Genomic DNA, 20,436 nt, shown 5'->3' with positions numbered 1-20,436 from the left:
GCAAAATTTCAAAAAATTATTATGTCTGTTTTGTTCAGAGTCTTACCTGCTACATCGATGTCATCCGTGACTTTCAGAACAATTAAAAACGGACTGAAACCATCACAACATCTCGCAGCTTTTTTAGTGTCATCTTTATGTCGTAATTGCATGCAGAGACAATTGAAGCGAAGCTGATTTTACGTCTCTTAAACGACAGGATGATTAAAAATTTGCCGCAAATAGGCCAGAAAGGTCTCATCTGTGCACAAGGTCTTGCCTGCAGAATCAGATAACTTAGCCACAGACTGTCCGTTGCAGGACATCAATTTCATGACGATATTGAGTGGCGTAATTCCTGTGTCATTCGTTAAATTGGTGCCGATGCCAAATGCTGGCATGGTGCGATCAGCAAAGTGGCGGTAGAGGGAAAATGCCGTATCCAAATCCAGACCATCTGAAAACACCAGCCGTTTGGTATGCGCATCGATACGCATTTTTGCGTAATGAGCGAGTGCCTTTTCACCCCAGACTACCGGATCGCCAGAATCGTGACGTAAGCCATCGAAGAGTTTCGCAAAGTACAAATCAAAATCGGCCAGAAAGGCGTCCATGCCAACAACATCTGTCAATGCGATACCCAGATCACCACGGTATTCTTGCACCCAATCTTCTAAGGCTGCTTTTTGGAAGTCGCGCAAACGTACGCCGAACGCCTGGTAAGATTGCAGGTATTCATGCGCCATGGTACCGATAGGAATGATTTTAAATTTTTTGGCGAGGTAAACGTTGGAAGTACCTTTAAAAAATTGCGGCACTTCACGCGCAAGGGTTTGAACAACTTCATCTTGCCAATCACCAGAAAAACGACGGCGTAAGCCAAAATCGGAAAATTCAAATGGATGCGCGCGGGGCGCTTCTTTTGCAAACGCACGTAAATCGTCGATTTTTTTTCCCAGCCGCAGACGCGCTTCATCCATCGTGTTCGGCTTTTGCAAACGACGGAAATACAATTCGTTAACAATATGAAGTACAAAGATCTCGAAGCCCATCACATGGACTTGCGGGCCGGTTGCAACAATTTCTAAATCCTTGCCATTTGTCGTGACTTTGATGAATTTTCTTTGAAAGTAAAATACCGTCAGAAAGTCAGTGAAATCACTTTTGATAAAACGTAAGGAGCGCAGATAATCAAGTTCATCTTCGGTAAAGCGTAAAGAACAGAGATGATCAATTTCCCGCTCCACGTCTGCATGCAATTCAGCCAGTGGATACGCTGGCTCATTACGGCATACAAATGCGTATTCAGTATGCGCATCAGGATGCTTGTGAAGCAAAGCCTGCCACATCGTAAATTTGTAGAGATCGGTTTCTAGCAGGCTGCGAACAACAGGTTTCATGATTTTTTCTTCTTAATAGGACAAACACAAATTGGGGCTGATAACGCACCAGACGCCATTCTTTTGTGCGGGTGTTCCTAACTATCTGCTTTGACTATTGGCGATCAATGCCGGCAATACATCGCCGGCATTCGCAATTTGCAAACCACGCGCCAATGCATTTTGAATAAACTGTTCGTGCATTGCCTCGAAACCACTCACTGGACTCATACAATCCGTTAAAAGGACCAACTTAGACAATGCGGCAGGCTCAACGTGTTCGATAAGATGCTCAGTCGTTGCTTTTACGCAGTGACTGCTTGCTTCTCCAGCAATGTAAACAGTATCTGCCTCATTAATGGTTTGTATCAAACGCTGATTTAACTGCGTGTGTGGGTCATTTTCTTCTGGCACTTCCGCCATGATGGCCGAATAGTGCTCAGTCCACGGATTACTCCCCTTATAAATCTTTTGCACAATCTTGCAATACGCTTCTTCCCAGGCATTATAGGCGTGACGCACATCAGGATGAATATTGTGTCCCCAACTTCCGATTTCGCAGTGTACTGGCCAGACCATCAATTGATAACGTCCATTTTTTTCCAACGCATCAAGATAGGCTAACACCCTGGGTAGTCCAGTACGATCACGCGGCAAATAATCCTCTTTGCGTACCGCTGCCGCAGAAATGACTGTGAACGGGAAAACAGGTTGCTGATCTTTTTTTATCCAAAAACATGGATGGGCGATGTCATAGTGATGATGCGAATCCAGTGTCACGCTGATCGCCGATAAACCTGCACCGCCCAGTTTGATCAACTGTGCCACTCTTTGCATGTCGGCATGAGCACCTGGTACCGCCAATGCCGGAAAAAGTTTTTCTTTTTTTTGTGAATCGTAACCGAGATAGGCTTGTGGCAAATCACAGAAATCGTTTTGTGGATCAATAACGAGTAGATGTAGATTCTGTTTCATAGAGATGATGTTTATTATTTATATGTCGCTAAAACTCGAACAGTGCACGGTCACCAAGATTTAATATATTCGCTATTTTAGGATACTCTGAGATGCTCCATTCTATACAAGCGTTTTTTCAAGAATCGCCTGGGCATAAGAAATTTGTACGTTCGATAAAAAAAAGCGCCAAATAAGTTGGCGCTTTTCAGGAGATTGATTAATTTAGCCTTAAAAAAAGCTAAATTTGCGAATAATTTCTTTCCATGATGTCACTCGAGGAACAGAGTTCGCTGACGAAAATACCATCGGTACAATTTGTCCATTTTGATTGAATTCAGAAATAACCTTACCTGAAGTCAATCGGACAATGACGGGGCTAGATACGGTAAAGTTACCGATATAACTACGGCCATATGTGGTTACACCTTGCGTTTGCGAAGGTGAGACTTGTTGACCGGTATTGCTCAGGATATAGCTGAAGCTCGAAGAAGAGCACAAATTGGATGACAATACGTTCGTCGTAAATGTAATTTGTCCCAAAGCAAATGCCGGATCACCAATACTACGTTCACCACCTACTGGATAATCCAGATACCAGGCATCATTATTAGCAAAACTAAATATCGTTCCAGTAGGATCAGAGATAGTACTGGAGGTCGTTGCAGCGGCAGCATTTCCACCAACTGTTGTGACGGTCTTACCGATCCATTGACTCGAAGAGCGATCCATCTTCGAGACAGACTTGCCACTGTCTTTAATTGCATAAAAACTTTGCTGGGACGTATCCGTTAAATCGGACAAACCTAAGAGTCGCCCTGTACCAACATAAATAATTGGATACGCATTACTTGCATCTTGCACGTAGGTGCTCAATTCTGGGGCACTAGTAATCGGTTGGGGGTGACCTGCCGGATACGAAACACCCCCTATCGTACATCCACTGACACAACCCACGGTCGCTACACGGCTTGCTGCCCACGAAGAAGACGCCTTTGAATCACTAATATCAAATTTCCAGACATTCCCTAGCTGATCACCCACATACACAGCGGTTGCAGTAACACTCACTTTAGGATTGGCTGCATAGGCCGATGGTGTCGCAAAGCCCAGCGTGCCCATTCCGCTCACAGCAGGGGTCACCACCTCTTGCTTCACCGCACCGGTCAATGGATCGAGGAACCAGATATGCCCTTTGCCATCCCCGCCAGTGCCATTCGCATCGTTGTTATAACCACTGGCGACCATTACCACCTGACCTAATGCAGCTGTCATAATTACACTGGGCTTACTGCTGGAAGTGCCCATATTTTTGATATCGGATGCCGCAGTTGGGAATTCCCATAATGCTTTGCTGGCAGCATCCGATTCGGACGCCGCTTTCGGATTGCTGATATCGAGTGCATAAAAACCTGTACCACCGCTACCTATACCACCGACCAGTATTGTTTTAGTACCTACAGCAGCTGCCACCGGGGTCCCATCCACTAAAAATTCATGCGAGTACGTAGGAGAAGCCAGATCAGCAATTTTTGGCAGTACTGCATAAGGAATATACGACCAAAGTTCATTACCGGTTGTACTGTCAATCGCATGTAACATGCCGTCATTGGCAGCCTGATAAACTGTTGTCGTCGCTGACGAACCGGTACCTAAACTAATAACCAAAGGCGAAGCATTCACTGCGTCACCAAACAAATATTGTCGCTGACGATATTGTCCGCTCGCTTCACTGGTTTGATCACCACGCAAATAGGCCACCATATCGGTAGTCAGGCGTGGATCTATACTTATCGTATTGGCCGAAGAAAACGCCATGCCACTGTTTGCTGTGCCTTTGGACGTCACAATATAGCGTGTCGTCGCAGGTTTTGTGAGCGCTTGCAATTGGTTACGTGCACTCCAGTTCGATCCACCGGTCACTGTACCATCCGTTTGATTTAAGGTGTACTGTTGCACGTCACCAAACCAACCACCTGCGTTATACGTCGCCACATAGGCAAAGTTATTGGTCGATGTCATGTTAACGTTTGCAACGGCAATAGCAGATTGGGACCCGGCACGTAATACGATGTCGTTCATCGCATTTTGGATTGAGGTCACCATGTTATTTGTATTAGATGCGGTAAACATCAGACCACGACTATTGATCGTTGCATGCCATAAATCATCAATCTCTATTGGCGTATTTAATGCAGATGACGTGGTTGGATCAGTCCAGAAAGAAGTAGATGTAATCTGATTATAGGGATCAGCTTGTTGTGCTGCGAACGAAGGTTGGCCAAATTGCTTTCCCTTCGCACCTAAGGTTAAACCATAGGTATTCATGTGCAGGTTGGTGTTCTTATCAGCACCACCACCAGTCGTAAACGTATCGACTGGCACCAAACCAGCAGGCAAATCAGGTCGCAAATTCAAATCATAGTAAGCAAGTGCTATATCCGCCAAGCTCTGGGAATAGGATGTTGCAAACGGTGCGTTCTGATCACCTGCGGTCTTGGCATAGGTAATAGCATCGGGTAAATTTGTGGAGTTCGCAAATCCATCCGTTACAACAAATACGGCATTTTTTTGACATGCATATTGAATAATGCCGTTCAAATTTGATGGCGTATAAATCGCGTTACCAGAGTTGTATTGATTTAAAGTAAGCGGGAGCTGGCTATCTTGATACAAAGCACCAGTTCTTTGTAACGCAGCTTGGGTCGGTGTGCCGTTGTAAGGCAATACATTATAAATAATATCTAACAAAGCATCCGTATCGGAAGCAATTGACAGATTAAACATCTTGCCTGAACTCGCCCAGTATGAAGAATCATACTTATCTGTCACTAAAGTGACACTTGAATCCATTCCTGCCGTAACGCTGTTAGTGATTGCATTTGCTGCATATTGCATCCCGTATCTTTGAGCGGTTGCCTTATTGCTTTGACTGTCAACCGGAGGATTCATGAAACTTATCCCCATATTAATGCCCTTTAATTTGGGCAGCACGTTACTCATCGCATATGCAGCTAATAAAATATGTGTACTAGCATACTGCTCCCAGTTTGCGAAATTTTGTAAATTAGTGATATCGTTAGGTGCAATAGTGACCTGCTGCATCAACGCTCCCTTAGGAGTCGCAGCATTACATGCTGATGTTGAAGTACATACTTGAGCATTGACACAAGTAACACCCTGATCCGGCAAACTAGAACTATCCAACGACCAATTACTCGGAGTACAGGTACCTGATGGGACCAAATTCCAATAAGCCGCTGAAGATTGCGGAATCATTTTTTGCCAGGATTGACCTGCTTGAACCGAGTAGGCTGCGGCTAACGTATATTGTTTTTTACCACTTTTACTTAGACATGTTGATTTGTTGGCGAATACTTTGCCAGTGTCAAAATCATAGGTCGTTTTATAAGCATTTGGATTACAACTATAGTTCACTACGTAAGTTGAGCCACTCGATAAAATGCCACTGCTCACAAGCGATCCAGTCGCAACCCAGTTGGAGATCAAATGGGTGTAATCAGCATTTGGATAGGTTGTTTTAGTTGCTGATTTTTTGACCCATGGGGTATAGGTTACTTTGGGATTGTAGTACAACGCATTGTAATAATTACTTTGCAATGAAACGGGATTGTAGTCCGTAGCATTACCACTATCAGCATCAGACTGCGAGTTAAAAACTCCCTGCGGACTCAAAGATGGATCAATATTATCCTGTGCGGAACTATCAGGAATATTCGTCCACAACATCGACCCAGAATCGTCAATCAACAAAATTACATTCGGATTAACTTTTAAACTAGCATCCAAAGGGCCTGGCGCAATATCGGTAGTCGGCGTTGCAGCTATGGCAGCCACTTGTAAAAATGCGAACGACAAAGTCGCAATGAGGTAGTGAGTTTTCATTAGTCTCTTCGGTTCAGGATTTTTAAATTTACTTAAATTTGTTTAGGTATGACGACCTGGACATAGCTCTCGGTATTACTTGCACCCAGTACTTTAACGGTAACGCGGTAGTAAATTGAGGTGGTTGAAATCGTTGTCGAGGTTAAGGAGTTACCAACCTTGCTAGAGTCGCTGATCGCCTGTTGATCAATGAGGCAATTTAAAGAAGGATCGGCGCTGGGTGAAGCGTTACACAGCCTGTCGATGACGGTAAATACTTGTGCTGTTCCAACGGTAACTGCCGTACCCCAATTCATCGTTGAAGCGGTACAAGTACCACCCAAAGCAAGTGAACAAGGAATGCCATCTCCTGTCACAGCACGTTGCGTCGCATAATAAGCGGGCGCAGCATCAGTATTGAAACTAGCAGACGTCAGGGTATTCGTTAAATAGTCGGTGGCGTTCTTAATTGCCACATCGGATGCTCTGACGGACACATCACGAAACGCCAGATTGCCAGCGATCATGGATGACACATCGGCATTTCTGAACATGGCGATGGCGCCGACCAGTAGTACTGCCAAAACGATCAGTGCCAATATCAGAGAGCTACCTTGTTGCTTCGCTTTAGTTATCATAGATTTCATTGCTAAGTTGCAGACAAAAGAACGTTCTTCAGAGGCACAATCAGATCACTGGTGCTGTAGCGGTAGCACCCCCAATTGTTAGTACTACTCAAATCAATTGTCGGTCCACCAGTCCATGACACTGGTGCAGTGGTGGTAGTTGTACAATTATTGTTGCTATCTGTTTTATTCAAAACGGGGCTGCGAGCCACGATGAACATCCGGATTGATTTGATGTTTTTCAGATTAGCAGGCGTTGCCGTTAAACCAGCCGGGCTATAGTCGGTTCCAGCATTATTATTTTTATCAGCAGACACAAAGCTACCGTCCACTAAACCGTAATAAAATCGCACCATGACAATATTGTCTGAGACCAACGTGGCTGGTGTCCCTGCCACCGCATCAACCACTTGCAACGATGTACCATTTAAACTGTAAGTCAGATTTTTAATGCCGTTAAATCCGAGCACCGTTGCGCCAGCTTTACGTATCGTCGCGTCCGTCCAGCTATTCCCATAGGCATCTTTGTCGCTTCCATACGTAACGGTATAACTATTGCCAGCCGAATTTTGCGCCGGAGCCGCGTTCACAAAATACACATCACACGATATGCCATCAGATATCAACGCTAAACTTCCCTTTGTCAACTGCCCCGCATAATTCACATTGAAAGTGGTGGTAGTCATTGCAGTTAAAAACGACTTTGAGATGCCAAATTGCGAATCGCCATACACGAGCTGCAATGTATCAGAACTCTTGTTATTGGCACCAGCTGTGATGGTCACGGCACGCGTCAGATCTTCTGTGTCGTTGGAACTGACCACATGCGTGACAGGACAACTAGATAAGCCAAAACCCGCCATGCGAATATCTTCTTCAAGAGTATTGGTCGTAATCGCTAGCGTTTCTAACGTACTGTTTTTACCAACGGTGATACGCTTTTGAACTTCAAGAAACTGTGCCGTACCAGCTACCGCTAATACCACTAGCATTGAAATCAATACACCGACCAATAGTTCAATCATAGAAAAACCGCTCTGCGCTTTCCCAATTTGATTCTCTTTTTTACTCTTCATTTGAAACACGTTCTGTATTCGCTTAGGTCTGATACAATTTTTCATGACATTTCCGTTATTTCCAAACAAGATACCCATTCTATTGCCCGCGTCTTCGTCAGCGTTGAGTATCCTTGTATCCTCACCTCATCGAGGCCAGAAGATCGAATTGTTTCAGGCCACTAAATGTGGCAACTCATATGGCTACGCATAGTGAATTCACATCTGATTAACCATAAGAAACCCACAGCGTTGATGTGGCAGAAGTTCAAGTACCAGCAGGACGCGCTATTGACACTAATTGATGAGGTAGTGCACTTGCCTTCTCGCTGGGTAATTTCCAGGAAACGGTCACTGTTAAATTACCACTCGCATCTAAAGCGGCAGTTGGCGTCGTCGTTGCTGCACCAGGCATTTTCTTCACTGTCGTGACCCAGTTATTGACATAGGCCGTTCCAACCGTACAGTTCGCGCCAGCCACCGCTTGTGACGGATAGGTGTAACATGAATAATTGGCAGCATCGGCGTCAGCTGCACCAAGCAAGCTATTCACCAGCATACTGGCATTTAATCGATACGATGTTTGCGTACTTTGCGCCACCATATTTGATTGGTAAGCGACCAGACCCAGCATACCGAAAGAAAAAATACAAATTGCGATCAGACCTTCTAGCAGAACTGAGCCGCCTTGCTGATCTTTTCTATGAAGTTTCATCATTTGTCTAACTTGTCGATTAAGCACAAGCATACGGAGCACTTGCTGCACCGGGATTGCAAATTTTTACCTGCCCACCGTTGTCTACCTGAACACGTAAACAATTGGCACTACCACCATTCGTGCCGCTGCAACTGACCGACTGTGGTGTGATATCAAAAATCACTGGTGTACCAGGTCGCCCTGAACCGCTGAACGATGTGCTCATTCGCGGCGTACCGTTGGCATCCGCGCCATTCACATTGACAGTAGCGACATTCGTTGATCGGGATTGAATCACAACTTTTGCAGGTGTAATCACTTGCCAGCTACCATTCGCAGTTGCACTGAAATTAATCACCGTATTGCGTGTAATTGCTTGCGCGCGTGCGTAGAGCAGGCCCTCGCGCAGCTCTTCAGAAGTCGATCGTACCTTGGCATTGGTCATATAATTTTTGCCGGTACTGATGACACCCATCAAGAGAATACCAGTGATCACTAATACGATAAGCAACTCTATTAAGGTCATGCCTTGTTGTTTCGACGTCATCGCGACTCCATTTGAATTAACAATTGGTACTGGAAATCAACCAGCAAGTAGTTGAGGTTCCGAAAGGACTGGCAAGCGTCGCCTTTGTACCGAAATTATCAATGCTGTATTTATATGCGGAGACAGAACCCGATCCAGTCATTGTCACGCTATAAGTGGTAGCCGTTGCCGTACATCCAAAATCGAATCCATCTGTTGATGCTGGCGTGCCGGCCCCACAATTTGCGCCGCTGAGATAGGTACCATTGTCCTGGAAGAACTGCTCCATCCCTGATTTGGCATTAGATAAGTTGCCAATCGCATCGGCAACCTTTGAGCGCGCAACGTAACGGCTATAGCTTGGTAAGGCGATAGCCGCCAATATGCCGATAATAGCAACCGTGATCATCACTTCTATTAACGTAAAACCTGATTGCTTCATTTTCCTTATCCTTACTTCGGTATGCCAAGCCGGCCTGTTTTCGTCGAACAACTTCGCCACTCAACTTCAAGCTCTAAAAGCATTTTTAAATATTAATTAACAAAAATATCTATATTGAAATTTAAATTGCCGGGTGACAATCATAACAGTAAGTTTCAGTCCGATACAGTTTTATGAAACTTAATTTTCACGTAAATACAACGCTAATTAGAAATTGCTCAATTTATTTACTATTTACATTAAAAGAACTTAAGTTATTGTAAAAAGCGTTGAATTTTATTAAATTAAATATATTAATATCTTTGCATTGCCTATTAATTAGTCATATTGAGCTATGTCGCCACATAAAAAAAAACCTGCATCATCGCTGATACAGGGGTATAAATTGGACGCAAATATTGTTAATACGACTAAGTTAAAAGACCATCTTAAAACACAATCATCAAAGTTAACTCAATCCTCTTTTTTAATACCACCGGCGTAGTGCAAACTCATTCTTCCACTCTGTGCAATACTGCCCAGCGCGCAGCGCTGACTCCTTTTTCCAAACTGATACGGCTGACAATTTGTTCCAGCTGTAACAGGTTATTTGGTGATGCGATCAAATCTGCACGCACTTCGAGTTGACCCGCTAAGGGAATGTCTTCGCTATGCAAAGATTGAATAACAAGTTGCGGCATGCCGTTGAGCATATGTAACATCAAAGTACGCACATGGACTTCATCGTCGGCCTGACAAACGATAGACAGTCGGTACATTTGTTCAACCTCCGTCGCGCTTTCCATACTTTGCTTATTGATCAACTGACCGACGCTGCGTAAAACCAGGTTGGCACCAAGAATCACGATGGCACCAATGGTCGCTTCCAACATGTGACCCAAACCTGCTAACACGCCGATGGCAGCCGAACACCACAAAGTAGCAGCGGTATTAAGCCCACGTACATTCAGGCCTTCACGCATAATGACACCAGCGCCTAAAAAACCGATGCCAGAAACAACCTGCGCCGCTATCCTGGCCTGGCCTTCAATCGTGCCGGTGATCACACCGACGCCAACAAATAGACACGCACCCGCTGCCACCAGGGCATTAGTGCGCAGACCAGCCATACGTTGACGCATCTGACGCTCAGCACCGATGAGTGAGCCTAGGGTCAGTGCCAACAATAATCTAACGGTAAAAATATCCCATTCCATCATCAACATTCTCCAAATAAATTTGCCCACAAGGAGCTCTGATTGGCATCTGAGCAAGCAATCACAATGACTTGCTCAGAAAATAAAATGAATGGGGAATGCGGAAAAATTTACCACAATACGACAGCTCACATTTACCGCGAGCCAGAGCAGGAAAAATCTACATGAAGCAAGCAGAAAAGATAGACGTATCATCCCATTCATCGTATCGAAAAATACAACCACTACAGTCCACGATGGGAATCCTTTAGAACAATAACGGGTGAATTGTAAGCGCCATGTTTTCAGAGTGTCAACACAAAGGGTGCATCAACAGAAATTGCGAGAATGAAGCGGAAATAAAATAAAGCGACACATTATGTTGAAATAAGTCTCGAAATTTATACTTATTTTTACTTAACTTTAAGGCAATTTTAATATTTATAACAAAAAAATATGTCTTTGCCATGACATAGGCCTAGTAACTTTATTCAAATTCACTAGTGTTGTATTACGTTTCTATTCACAAGTTTGTCATATTCACTCTATAGACTTCGCCGCGTTGATCTTCAAGCTTGAATTTGTATCGCAATATTGCAAAACACACCTCAATAAGCATTCGTCAACCATATTAAAAAAGACGACGTGCCGCTTAGACAACACCTTAAAAATTTTAAATCCAACGATCTGAAGGGAAATTCCTGTGGCAAACCATTTCCGACGCACCCCGATTTATCTCGTTTTGATGCAAGCATTTGCAGCACCTGCATTTGCTGAAGCAGTGGCAACACCTGACCCTACTCCAGTTGCGACAGCATCTGCTGCAACAACAGTGACTATCGTCGGCGAAGGAAAAACTCGCCAGGTACAGGACATCACCAAAGAAGATTTGATGAAAGTTGTGCCTGGTTCCAGCCCATTGAAAACCTTGGATAAATTGCCAGGCGTATCATTCCAATCGGCTGATCCGTTCGGTGCTTACGAATGGTCTACCCGTTTCAGCGCACGTGGTTTCAATCAGAATCACTTAGGTTTTACCTTGGATAATGTGCCGCTTGGCGATATGAGCTACGGCAACAATAACGGCTTACACATCAGCCGTGCGATTTCTTCCGAAAATATCGGTCACGTTGTTTTGTCCCAAGGCGCGGGTGATGTAGGCACAGCCTCCACCAGCAATCTGGGCGGTACAGTGCAGTTTTACTCGTCCGCACCAACTGAAGAATTTGGCTTAACTGGTGGGCAAACTTTCGGTAGCAATAGCACGTCACGTACTTTTGCTCGCATTGATACAGGTTTGCTGTCTACCGGCACTAAGGCATATTTGAGCGTCACACGTCAACGCACAGACAAATGGAAAGGTAGTGGTTCCCAGAACCAGGATCAGTTCAATTCCAAGCTGGTACAACAATTAGGTACGAACAATAAACTGTCGGCCTTCTTCAACTATTCCGATCGTAAGGAAGTCGATTACCAGGATATGTCTCTGGAAATGATCAACCGCCTCGGTTACAACTGGGATAACTACGCACCTGACTGGCAGCGTGCAGTGAATGCAGCGAAAAAAGTGTACACGGGTGGTGTGAATAGCCTGGATGACGCTTACTATCAAGGTAGTGGCTTGCGTAAAGATAGCCTGATTGGTGCGACCTTAGACAGCTATTTATCTGACGCAATGGCGTTGAAGACAACGGCATATCACCACAGCAATCAAGGCCAAGGTCACTGGTACACACCGTACCAGGCATCGACCAACGGCTTACCTCTGTCTATCCGTACGACTGAATATTCCATCAGCCGCAACGGTCTCTTATCAGATTTGACATGGGAACTTGGTCAACACACAGTCAATGCTGGATTCTGGGTTGAAAGTAGCTTGCACACAGATACACGCAACTACTACGATGCAACGGGTCCACAAGACACTAACTATTACTTAAGTAATCCTTTTAAAACCGACTTCAAACAAAATTTCACGACGACAACGACACAGTTCTACGCTCAAGATACCATGAGCTTCATGGACAATAAATTCAAGCTGAACTATGGTTTCAAATCGCCGTCCGTGAAAGTGAATTCTGTGGTGATCACTGGCAGCCGCGCAGGTGGCGAAATCAAAGCATCCAAAACGTTCCTGCCTCAAGTTGGTGTGAATTATGCGATGACGAAGAATGACGAATTGTTCGCCAGCGTAACGCAAAATATGCGTGCCTTCCAACCAGGTGTGGATGGTCCATTTTCTCAAAAACAAGTTGCCTTTGATCTGGGTCAGGCAAATTTGAAACCAGAAACATCAACAACTTTTGACAGTGGCTATCGCTTCAAGAGAAATGACTTTGTTGGTTCTGTTGCTCTCTACTACACTAAATTCAGCGATCGTTTGCTGTCAGTCGCCACATGCGCTGGTATCGTAGGTTGCCCAAGCACATTAGTGAACGTCGGTGAAGTTGAAACGAAAGGTGTTGAAGCAGCACTGTCATGGTCTTTGGCTAAAGATTGGACATTGTTCAACTCTCTGACTTACAACGATTCGAAATACAAGTCCAACTATGTTGACAATAATGTCGTTGTGAATATCGCTGGAAAACAAGTCGTTGACGCACCAAAAACGATGTTTAAAACAGAATTGTCCTATGACACGCCAGTCTGGTTCTCTCGTGTTGGCGCGAAATTTACAGACAAACGTTTCTACACCTACACCAATGATGCCAGCGTTCCTTCTTACTGGATCGCTGATCTGACTGCGGGCTACAAACAGAAATCGTTTGCTGGTCTGAAAGATTTTTCAATTCAGTTGAATGTACAAAATCTGTTGAACAAACAATACATCAGCACCATCGGCTCTAACGGTTTCCAGGCGACAGATCCTAACGGAACAGCACAAACAATCCTGACTGGCGCACCACGTCAATTCTTTGTTTCTGTTAGCGGTAAAATGTAAGACCAGTTAATGTAATCTGAGAAATCGAGTGCCGGAGCAGAAATGTTCCGGCACTTTTTTCATGGGTACCATTTAGTCAGAGCTGTTTTTACAACTGACATACATTTGATGACGACAAATTCTTGACCTGTCATCAAATTGTCATCACAGTGTGAAATCATGCTTGGTTAATCTGCAATTTAAGTAAAGAATATAAATGAAAAATTTTCGCCGCTCCTTCATTTCAATGTCGCTTGTTTGTGCATCATTTGGTCTCTTGCATAGCACCAGTTTTGCCGCTGAAAAATTGCGCATACTGACGTGGGCAGATTATGTTCCTAGGGATGTGGCGGAACAATTTACCAAAGAGACTGGTATCGCTGTTGAACTCACTTTGTCGAATAATGAAGAGATGATTTCAAAACTGCGCGCCACCGGCGGTGCCGGTTTTGATCTGGTACAACCGAGTCAGGATAGGATCGCGGGTCCGGCAACGGAATTTGGCATCTACAAAGCAATCGATCTGTCTAAAGTCAAAACAGCGCAATTCATGCCAGACATGTTAGAGGCGACTAAAAAAGTTACCACAGTCAATGGCAAACTTTACGGCCTGCCATTTTTCTGGGGTACCGATGGTCTGGTGCTTGCCAGCAGTAAAGCAAAAATTGTTGATTATAGCGATCTGTGCAAACCAGAATTACACGGCAAAGTTGCTGTGCGCTTAAAACGCCCGACCCTGATTGGCATGGCGTTTTCTATGGGTGCCGATCCTTTCAAGGCATACAACAACCCAAAACAATACGAACAAATCATGCAACAAGCAGGCGAAAAGCTGATCGCCTGCAAGAAAAATCTGAAATATTTCTGGGAAAGCAAAGACCAGTTGCTCAACGATTTACGCACTGGCGAGTTGTTGGCTGCACAAATGTGGGATAGCGGCGGCTGGAAACTTAACTCAGAAAATCCGGATCTTAAATTTATTGCGCCAAAATCCGGAGCACTAGGTTGGGTTGATGGCTTTGCGATACCCGCACGCGGCAAAAATGATGCCGCTGCTTATGCCTGGATTAATTTTGTAACACGCCCTGAAATCGCCGGACGCATGGCAAAATCTGCGCGTACCTTTACGGCAGTGAAAGATGCAGACAAGTTCATGGACGCCAAAATGAAAGCACAATTCAATGAATCATTCTCTGCCGACGCCTTAAAAAATATTAAATGGTATCCAGCGATTCCTGCTGGTCTGGAAGAGTTGGACGGCAAAATTCTCGATAGAATCAAAGCATCCTGATATATTTTGCTTTTTTTATGAAGGAGGGAGTCTGATGCCCCCTCCCGATAGTTCAGCGCACTTCAAGCACCAATTTCATTATCGCAAGACGAAAAAAAATCTAGCACACGCGCCTGATGCACACTCGTTTTGCTGAGAATCACTTTTAACTTTCACTATGCAAACGTCATCCACAGAATCGATCGACCTGGATATCCAAGGCGTATCTAAACGCTATCAACTTAACGGGCAAACCTTTACCGCGGTTGATTCACTGTCATTGCAAATTCCTAAAGGACAGTTTTGCTCAATTCTGGGTCCCTCTGGCTGCGGCAAGACAACGCTATTGCGTATGGTTGCTGGCTTTATCGAGCCGGATGAAGGCGAGATCCTGGTCGGCGGAAAAAGTATGCGTTCGGTTCCTCCAAATCAACGACCTGTGAATATGGTGTTTCAACATCTGGCTTTATTTCCAATGATGTCGGTGGGCGAAAACGTCGGCTACGGACTCGCCAGACGCCAGCTTAAAAAGGCCGAGATTCAACATAAAGTACAAGACATGCTACGCCGCGTCGGTTTGCCAGGCATAGAAGACAAACGTATTGAGCAATTATCCGGAGGACAAAAACAACGGGTGGCGATTGCCCGTTCGTTGGTGTTAGAACCGACTTTATTATTGTTGGATGAACCATTAGGAGCACTTGATCTGAAATTGCGCGAACATATGAAAGTCGAACTCAAGCAATTGCAGGCACAAATCGGCACCACCTTTTTATACATTACCCACGATCAGTCTGAAGCATTAGTGATGTCGGATATGGTGGCAGTCATGAATCACGGAAAATGCGAACAAATTGGTACGCCACAAGATTTGTACTATCGTCCGCAAACCAGCTTCGTTGCAGGTTTTGTGGGTAATGCAAACAAACTTTCAGGGCGAGCTTTACCCGGAATGACAAATTTAATTTCTGCTGAAATAGCCGACAATTTATCGCTGTACTGCGGTTCCCAGCACGCATTTCGCAATGGACAGGAATTGAGTTTATACATACGTCCGGAAAGCATCGCCATCAGTCAGCAAGCCTTGCCAAGTGAAGCCTATGCAAACCATTTGCGCGGCAATGTAAATAGCATTTTATTTGATGGTGCCAATTCGTCCGTCTTGGTTAATTTGGACAATAGCGCACTTTCATTACAAGTATCCTTGCCACAAAATGGTCAACTCAAAGACCTGCAAGCGGGTGATGCTGTGCATCTGGCGATCAGCGCCGAACACGTGCAAGCTTTTTCTGCCTGAGTATTACTATGATTACCAAGCAAAAATCGCTATTACTCTGGTTGCTGCTCGCACCTGCGCTGATCTGGTTAAGCTTATTGATACTCTTGCCGCATCTGGAAATGCTGACCCTTTCTTTGCGCACGCGCGTCGCACCACAAGAGTACGCATTCAGCCTCAAGCAATATGCGACATTTTTCGATGAGCCTTTGTATTGGCATACGTTTTTACGCACCGCCATTCTTTCTCTTTCCGCGACCGCGATTTCTTTAGTGTTGGCGTTTCCTGTAGCTTGGTATATCGCCAAAGTTGCCGGTAGCAAATCTAAGCCGCTATTACTGGCAATGGTATTACTGCCGTTCTGGGTCAGCGAAATGGTGCGGACATTAGGTTGGATGATTTTATTGCGCGGCAATGGTGTACTACCGCAATTATTATTTCACTTAGGCCTCACATCAGAACCGATAGAGTTGTTATACAACGACGCAGCAATTTTATTAGGCCTGGTGTATTCCTCACTGCTATTTATGCTGATTCCTCTGATCAATGCTTTGGAAACGCTGGACGACAGTTTAATTGAAGCAGCTTACGATTTAGGTGGTCGTCCATCCAATATTGTGCGTCAGATCATCATTCCTCATGCAGCACCAGGGATCGCGGCGGGCACCATTATGGTGTTCATGTTGACCCTCGGTAATTACCTGACGCCAGTGTTATTGGGTGGCAAAAATTCCATGTGGTTCACCGAGCAAATTTATACGCAATTTATTACCCGTTTTAATTGGGAACAAGGCGCTGCCTTTGCTTTCTTGTTACTGGGCTTATCCACATTCCTGGTGTGGTGCGGCTTAAAATTGAGTCGCCAATCCTTTACTCATGTCATGAGGCGTACATGATACCGACCATACATCAATCGGGCACGATCAAAGCTTTAAGGCTGACTTATGTTGCCGCTTTTTTTCTATTTTTATTTATTCCTCTCATTGTTGTTATCGCTTTTGCGTTTAACGATGCCGCTTACCCTATGCCACCTTGGCATGGTTTTACACTGGACTGGTTTTTAGCCGATGGTAGTAGTGACAGAACTGGCTTATTTTTTGATCAGGATATTCTGACCAGCCTTGGCTATAGCTTGAGAGTAGCAGTCTGTGTCAGTGCTATCAGTGTGTTTCTCGGGACCTGCAATGCCTTTTTATTGGAGCGTTTTAAGTTTAAGGGTCAGCAAGTTCTCTCAGTCATGATGCTATTACCTTTGGTGATCCCGGGCGTAATTTTGGGGATTTCTATTCTTGCCTTAATGAGTCACATCGCGCAATTTGTTGAAGACATGACAGGCATGGAGCTGGATTTTTTACGTCCCGGGTTGGTATTGGTGACGATAGGGCAAATTTCTTATATTGCCTCGATTACCACCTTAACGATTAGTGCACGTCTGAAACGTTTTGACGTCAGCCTGGAAGAAGCCGCGCTCAATCTCGGTGCTAGCCGCTGGGCAATATTTATAACCATCATTTTGCCGTATTTACGTCCCGCGCTGGTCGGGGCAGCGATGATTGCGTTTTTGTTGTCTTTTGAAAACTTTAATACCACCTATATGCTGACCGGAAGTGATGCACCTTTAACGGTGATGATCTATGGCCGCATGAAAGACGGCGCAACGCCAGTTGTAAATGCCATCAGTCTGATGCTCATGCTTGTTTCTGCAGCGTTGGTATTGGTGATGAATTTTCGCAAAACAAAAAGCGATAATTAAACCAATAGTAAATATGCAAAATTGTCCCAACAAGGCATGTTGACCAAGATAGTACGAATAACTGTTTAGGATCTATATTGCTGCTCGGGCGGTTTTGCGTACGCCTTAACCATTTTTAATTTTGCATTTTGATTAATAATAAAGTAATATTTATTCATCACCCAACTTTGTTAAACAAAGTAAGTTGTTTGAAAGAACGGGCAGAATAAAAAGCTTTTAAAAAATGTCCGATCCACATCACCTTTTGTATCCACGATACGGACGGGCACATGAATGCGCGAGACGAAAACGTTACCAAGAACGACTCAGGTATCTACGCGAGCGCTTGGCAGCATTCATCTTTTCCACTGATTGCCATCAATCGCAACACTGGTATCGTCCTTGACGTCAATCATGCCGTTGAGGAAATGACTGGTTACTCACCGGTGGAATTGATAGGAAAGTCCTATTTTTTGCTACATTTTCCTGAAGAGCAGTCTGCTATCGCAAACGCGATTGAGCAATTTTCAGGGCCCACAGTGTTAAAAAATGTACATCTACAGCACAAAGACCGTCATGCGATTCCTATAGAGATTTCATTCGCCTGTAGTTTGGAAGTGCAGGACGTAATGATACTGATTATCAGTTTTCGCGACTTAAAACATGTCTCGCAGTCGGAGTTTGAACTTCAGGTTAAAAAGTGGGAATTAGCTGCCTATGCCAGTGCTGTCATGGCATTGTCCAATGCAAAATCACGTGAAGATCTGATGCAAGCGGTATGCGATGCACTTACTCATGAGCATCGTTACACGCTGGCATGGGTTGGCATTGCAGAAGATACCGATGAAAAAGACGTGCGCATTGTGGCAGCATCAGGTCGCAGTAAAAGTTATATCGACGATTTGAAAATCAGCTGGTCAGAACGTTCCCCGCATGGGAGAGGTCCAACTGGTATAGCAATTCGAACAGGTATCATTCAAGTTCTTAATGATGTTGAAATGCATCCAAATTTCAAACCGTGGGGCGAAAAAGCACGGCTGGCTGGCATACGCTCATGTGCCACGATTCCTTTTGTCTTTGAGCAAAACCGCCACGGCGCCTTGATGGTCTACTCATCAGACGCCAGCACATTCGGACCTGCCTTGATTGAACTCTTTGAACGACTGGCCGATGAAATTGCCCATGGTTTGAATTTTTTCTCTCATTTTGATCTGATCGAAAATGAGCGCAGGAAGTGCAAAGTTGCGGAGCTCAATTTGTCAAACGCTTTACTGGAAACCATTAAAGCAATGGCAAAAACCATGGAAAATCGTGATCCTTACACGGCAGGACATCAAGACAGGGTATCGATCATTGCGTGCGCGATTGGACAGCAACTTGGCTTATCAGAGGAACAATTAAAGTCCATTCAAATGGCAGCCCTGGTACACGACATTGGTAAAATTGCGGTACCTATTGAAATTTTAACCAAACCAAAAAGCCTGAATAACGCAGAATTTAGCCTGATCAAAGAGCATCCGCTGACGGGATATAACATACTAAAAGATGTGCCTTTTCCATGGCCAGTCGCTGAAATTGTGTATCAGCACCATGAAAAAATCGACGGCTCTGGGTACCCCCGTGGATTACACGGGGATCAAATTCTATTTGAAGCCCGCGTATTAGCCGTCGCAGACATTGTCGAGGCGATGGCATCCTACAGGCCTTATCGTCCAGCGTTGGGAATCGATATTGCATTGAATGAAATTCAAAGGCAATCTGGCAAACAACTTAATGCAAAAATTGTCGCTGCTTGTGTAAATATGTTTAAACAGGGATATTTTTCGCTCCCACTGCCACTAAGACAGCAAGACTGATCAAGCATATCCAATGCATCACTATTGAAAGTCACTGCCTACATACAATCGATCAGAAGTGACGTTTGTTTAAAATACTAGTTTCTCAAAGAAAGATTTTCTTTAAATACCCACGATTCAGTCATGCATAAATTCTCAACTTGTCCTACACTGATTACCGAGAGGTAGTGTTTTTAATAGATATTCGTCATTTCGAAAAAAATATCAAAGACATAAAACTCCGTTGACTAAGCTTCTAAAATTGTGTCGAAGATTGGCTTTGACTGATGTTAGTAATAGGCAATTCATTTCTTTTAGTATATTTGGGAGCTAAAAATGAGTATCAGCTCAATTAATACAAACAGCTTTAGCAGTGAAGCTGTGACAAGTAAACCCGATCCAGCACAAGTTAAAAAAGCCGCACAGCAGAATCAGGATGTAAAAAATAAACAAGATTCAACGCAGCAAACACCAGTGCCGCAGGTGCAGACAACGCAAGCAGCACCGCCAGTGCCATCAGTTAACACGAGTGGCCAAACTGTTGGTCAAGTAGTCAACGTAAAAGCCTGATTAACAACTGTGTTGGCAAATATTAAGAGGCAGCGTAATAACAATTTCGCTGCTCGCCTTCGTCGTATTCAAGACTTTCCTCAAGTTGCGACCCTCAAGGTTGTACTGAGGTATA

16 protein-coding genes are annotated in these 20,436 nt (G+C 44.4%); 7 read left to right on the top strand and 9 right to left on the bottom strand.

The window, feature by feature from the left end:
• Positions 1 to 188: 188 nt before the first annotated feature.
• The 9 genes from pncB to H8K32_RS15555 form a co-directional block, all read right to left on the bottom strand.
• Positions 189 to 1,379, bottom strand: a complete 1,191-nt coding sequence (pncB, locus tag H8K32_RS15595; RefSeq protein WP_186913474.1) for a nicotinate phosphoribosyltransferase — start codon at positions 1,377 to 1,379, stop codon at positions 189 to 191.
• 81 nt (positions 1,380 to 1,460) lie between these two features.
• Entirely contained in the window at positions 1,461 to 2,333 is an 873-nt protein-coding gene (locus tag H8K32_RS15590; protein WP_186913473.1) for a cysteine hydrolase family protein, read from the bottom strand.
• 210 nt (positions 2,334 to 2,543) lie between these two features.
• Entirely contained in the window at positions 2,544 to 6,218 is a 3,675-nt protein-coding gene (locus H8K32_RS15585) for a pilus assembly protein (RefSeq protein WP_186913472.1), read from the bottom strand.
• Positions 6,219 to 6,250: 32 nt separating this feature from the next.
• Positions 6,251 to 6,844, bottom strand: coding sequence for a hypothetical protein (locus H8K32_RS15580; RefSeq protein ID WP_186913471.1), 594 nt, complete (start codon positions 6,842 to 6,844; stop codon positions 6,251 to 6,253).
• A gap of 2 nt (positions 6,845 to 6,846) precedes the next feature.
• Positions 6,847 to 7,944 carry a prepilin-type N-terminal cleavage/methylation domain-containing protein gene (locus tag H8K32_RS15575; protein WP_186913470.1) on the bottom strand — a complete coding sequence of 366 codons (1,098 nt, stop codon included), beginning with the start codon at positions 7,942 to 7,944 and terminating at the stop codon, positions 6,847 to 6,849.
• Positions 7,945 to 8,146: 202 nt separating this feature from the next.
• Positions 8,147 to 8,596: a type IV pilus modification PilV family protein gene (locus H8K32_RS15570; protein ID WP_222613144.1), complete on the bottom strand. Its 450-nt coding sequence runs from the start codon at positions 8,594 to 8,596 to the stop codon at positions 8,147 to 8,149.
• Positions 8,597 to 8,612: 16 nt separating this feature from the next.
• Positions 8,613 to 9,122 carry a GspH/FimT family pseudopilin gene (locus H8K32_RS15565; protein WP_186913468.1) on the bottom strand — a complete coding sequence of 170 codons (510 nt, stop codon included), beginning with the start codon at positions 9,120 to 9,122 and terminating at the stop codon, positions 8,613 to 8,615.
• 16 nt (positions 9,123 to 9,138) lie between these two features.
• Positions 9,139 to 9,543 carry a type IV pilin protein gene (locus H8K32_RS15560; RefSeq protein ID WP_186913467.1) on the bottom strand — a complete coding sequence of 135 codons (405 nt, stop codon included), beginning with the start codon at positions 9,541 to 9,543 and terminating at the stop codon, positions 9,139 to 9,141.
• 491 nt (positions 9,544 to 10,034) lie between these two features.
• Positions 10,035 to 10,739 (bottom strand): MgtC/SapB family protein, encoded by a 705-nt coding sequence (locus H8K32_RS15555; protein ID WP_186913540.1) that lies wholly within the window; start codon positions 10,737 to 10,739, stop codon positions 10,035 to 10,037.
• A 682-nt stretch (positions 10,740 to 11,421) separates the two neighbouring features.
• Between H8K32_RS15555 and H8K32_RS15550 the strand changes: the two genes are divergently transcribed.
• From H8K32_RS15550 to H8K32_RS15520, 7 genes are all read left to right on the top strand, one after another.
• Positions 11,422 to 13,659: a TonB-dependent receptor gene (locus tag H8K32_RS15550; protein ID WP_343068035.1), complete on the top strand. Its 2,238-nt coding sequence runs from the start codon at positions 11,422 to 11,424 to the stop codon at positions 13,657 to 13,659.
• 196 nt (positions 13,660 to 13,855) lie between these two features.
• Complete coding sequence (locus tag H8K32_RS15545; protein WP_186913466.1) at positions 13,856 to 14,929, top strand: extracellular solute-binding protein; 1,074 nt, start codon at positions 13,856 to 13,858, stop codon at positions 14,927 to 14,929.
• Positions 14,930 to 15,086: 157 nt separating this feature from the next.
• Positions 15,087 to 16,205, top strand: coding sequence for an ABC transporter ATP-binding protein (locus H8K32_RS15540; RefSeq protein WP_186913465.1), 1,119 nt, complete (start codon positions 15,087 to 15,089; stop codon positions 16,203 to 16,205).
• 8 nt (positions 16,206 to 16,213) lie between these two features.
• Positions 16,214 to 17,080, top strand: coding sequence for an ABC transporter permease (locus tag H8K32_RS15535; RefSeq protein WP_186913464.1), 867 nt, complete (start codon positions 16,214 to 16,216; stop codon positions 17,078 to 17,080).
• On the top strand, positions 17,077 to 17,937 hold the full coding sequence (locus tag H8K32_RS15530; protein WP_186913463.1) for an ABC transporter permease: 861 nt from the start codon (positions 17,077 to 17,079) through the stop codon (positions 17,935 to 17,937). Before H8K32_RS15535 ends, H8K32_RS15530 begins: the two co-directional genes overlap by 4 nt.
• A 269-nt stretch (positions 17,938 to 18,206) precedes the next feature.
• Complete coding sequence (locus tag H8K32_RS15525) at positions 18,207 to 19,772, top strand: HD domain-containing phosphohydrolase (RefSeq protein ID WP_186913462.1); 1,566 nt, start codon at positions 18,207 to 18,209, stop codon at positions 19,770 to 19,772.
• A 315-nt stretch (positions 19,773 to 20,087) separates the two neighbouring features.
• Positions 20,088 to 20,321, top strand: a complete 234-nt coding sequence (locus H8K32_RS15520; protein ID WP_186913461.1) for a hypothetical protein — start codon at positions 20,088 to 20,090, stop codon at positions 20,319 to 20,321.
• The last annotated feature ends 115 nt before the right edge of the window (positions 20,322 to 20,436 follow it).

Source organism: Cognatundibacterium jejuense (assembly GCF_014284255.1).
Classification (GTDB): Bacteria; Pseudomonadota; Gammaproteobacteria; order Burkholderiales; family Burkholderiaceae_D; genus Undibacterium; species Undibacterium jejuense.
Note: the sequence above shows the minus strand (reverse complement) of the source record. Positions and strands in the feature narration are given on the sequence as shown.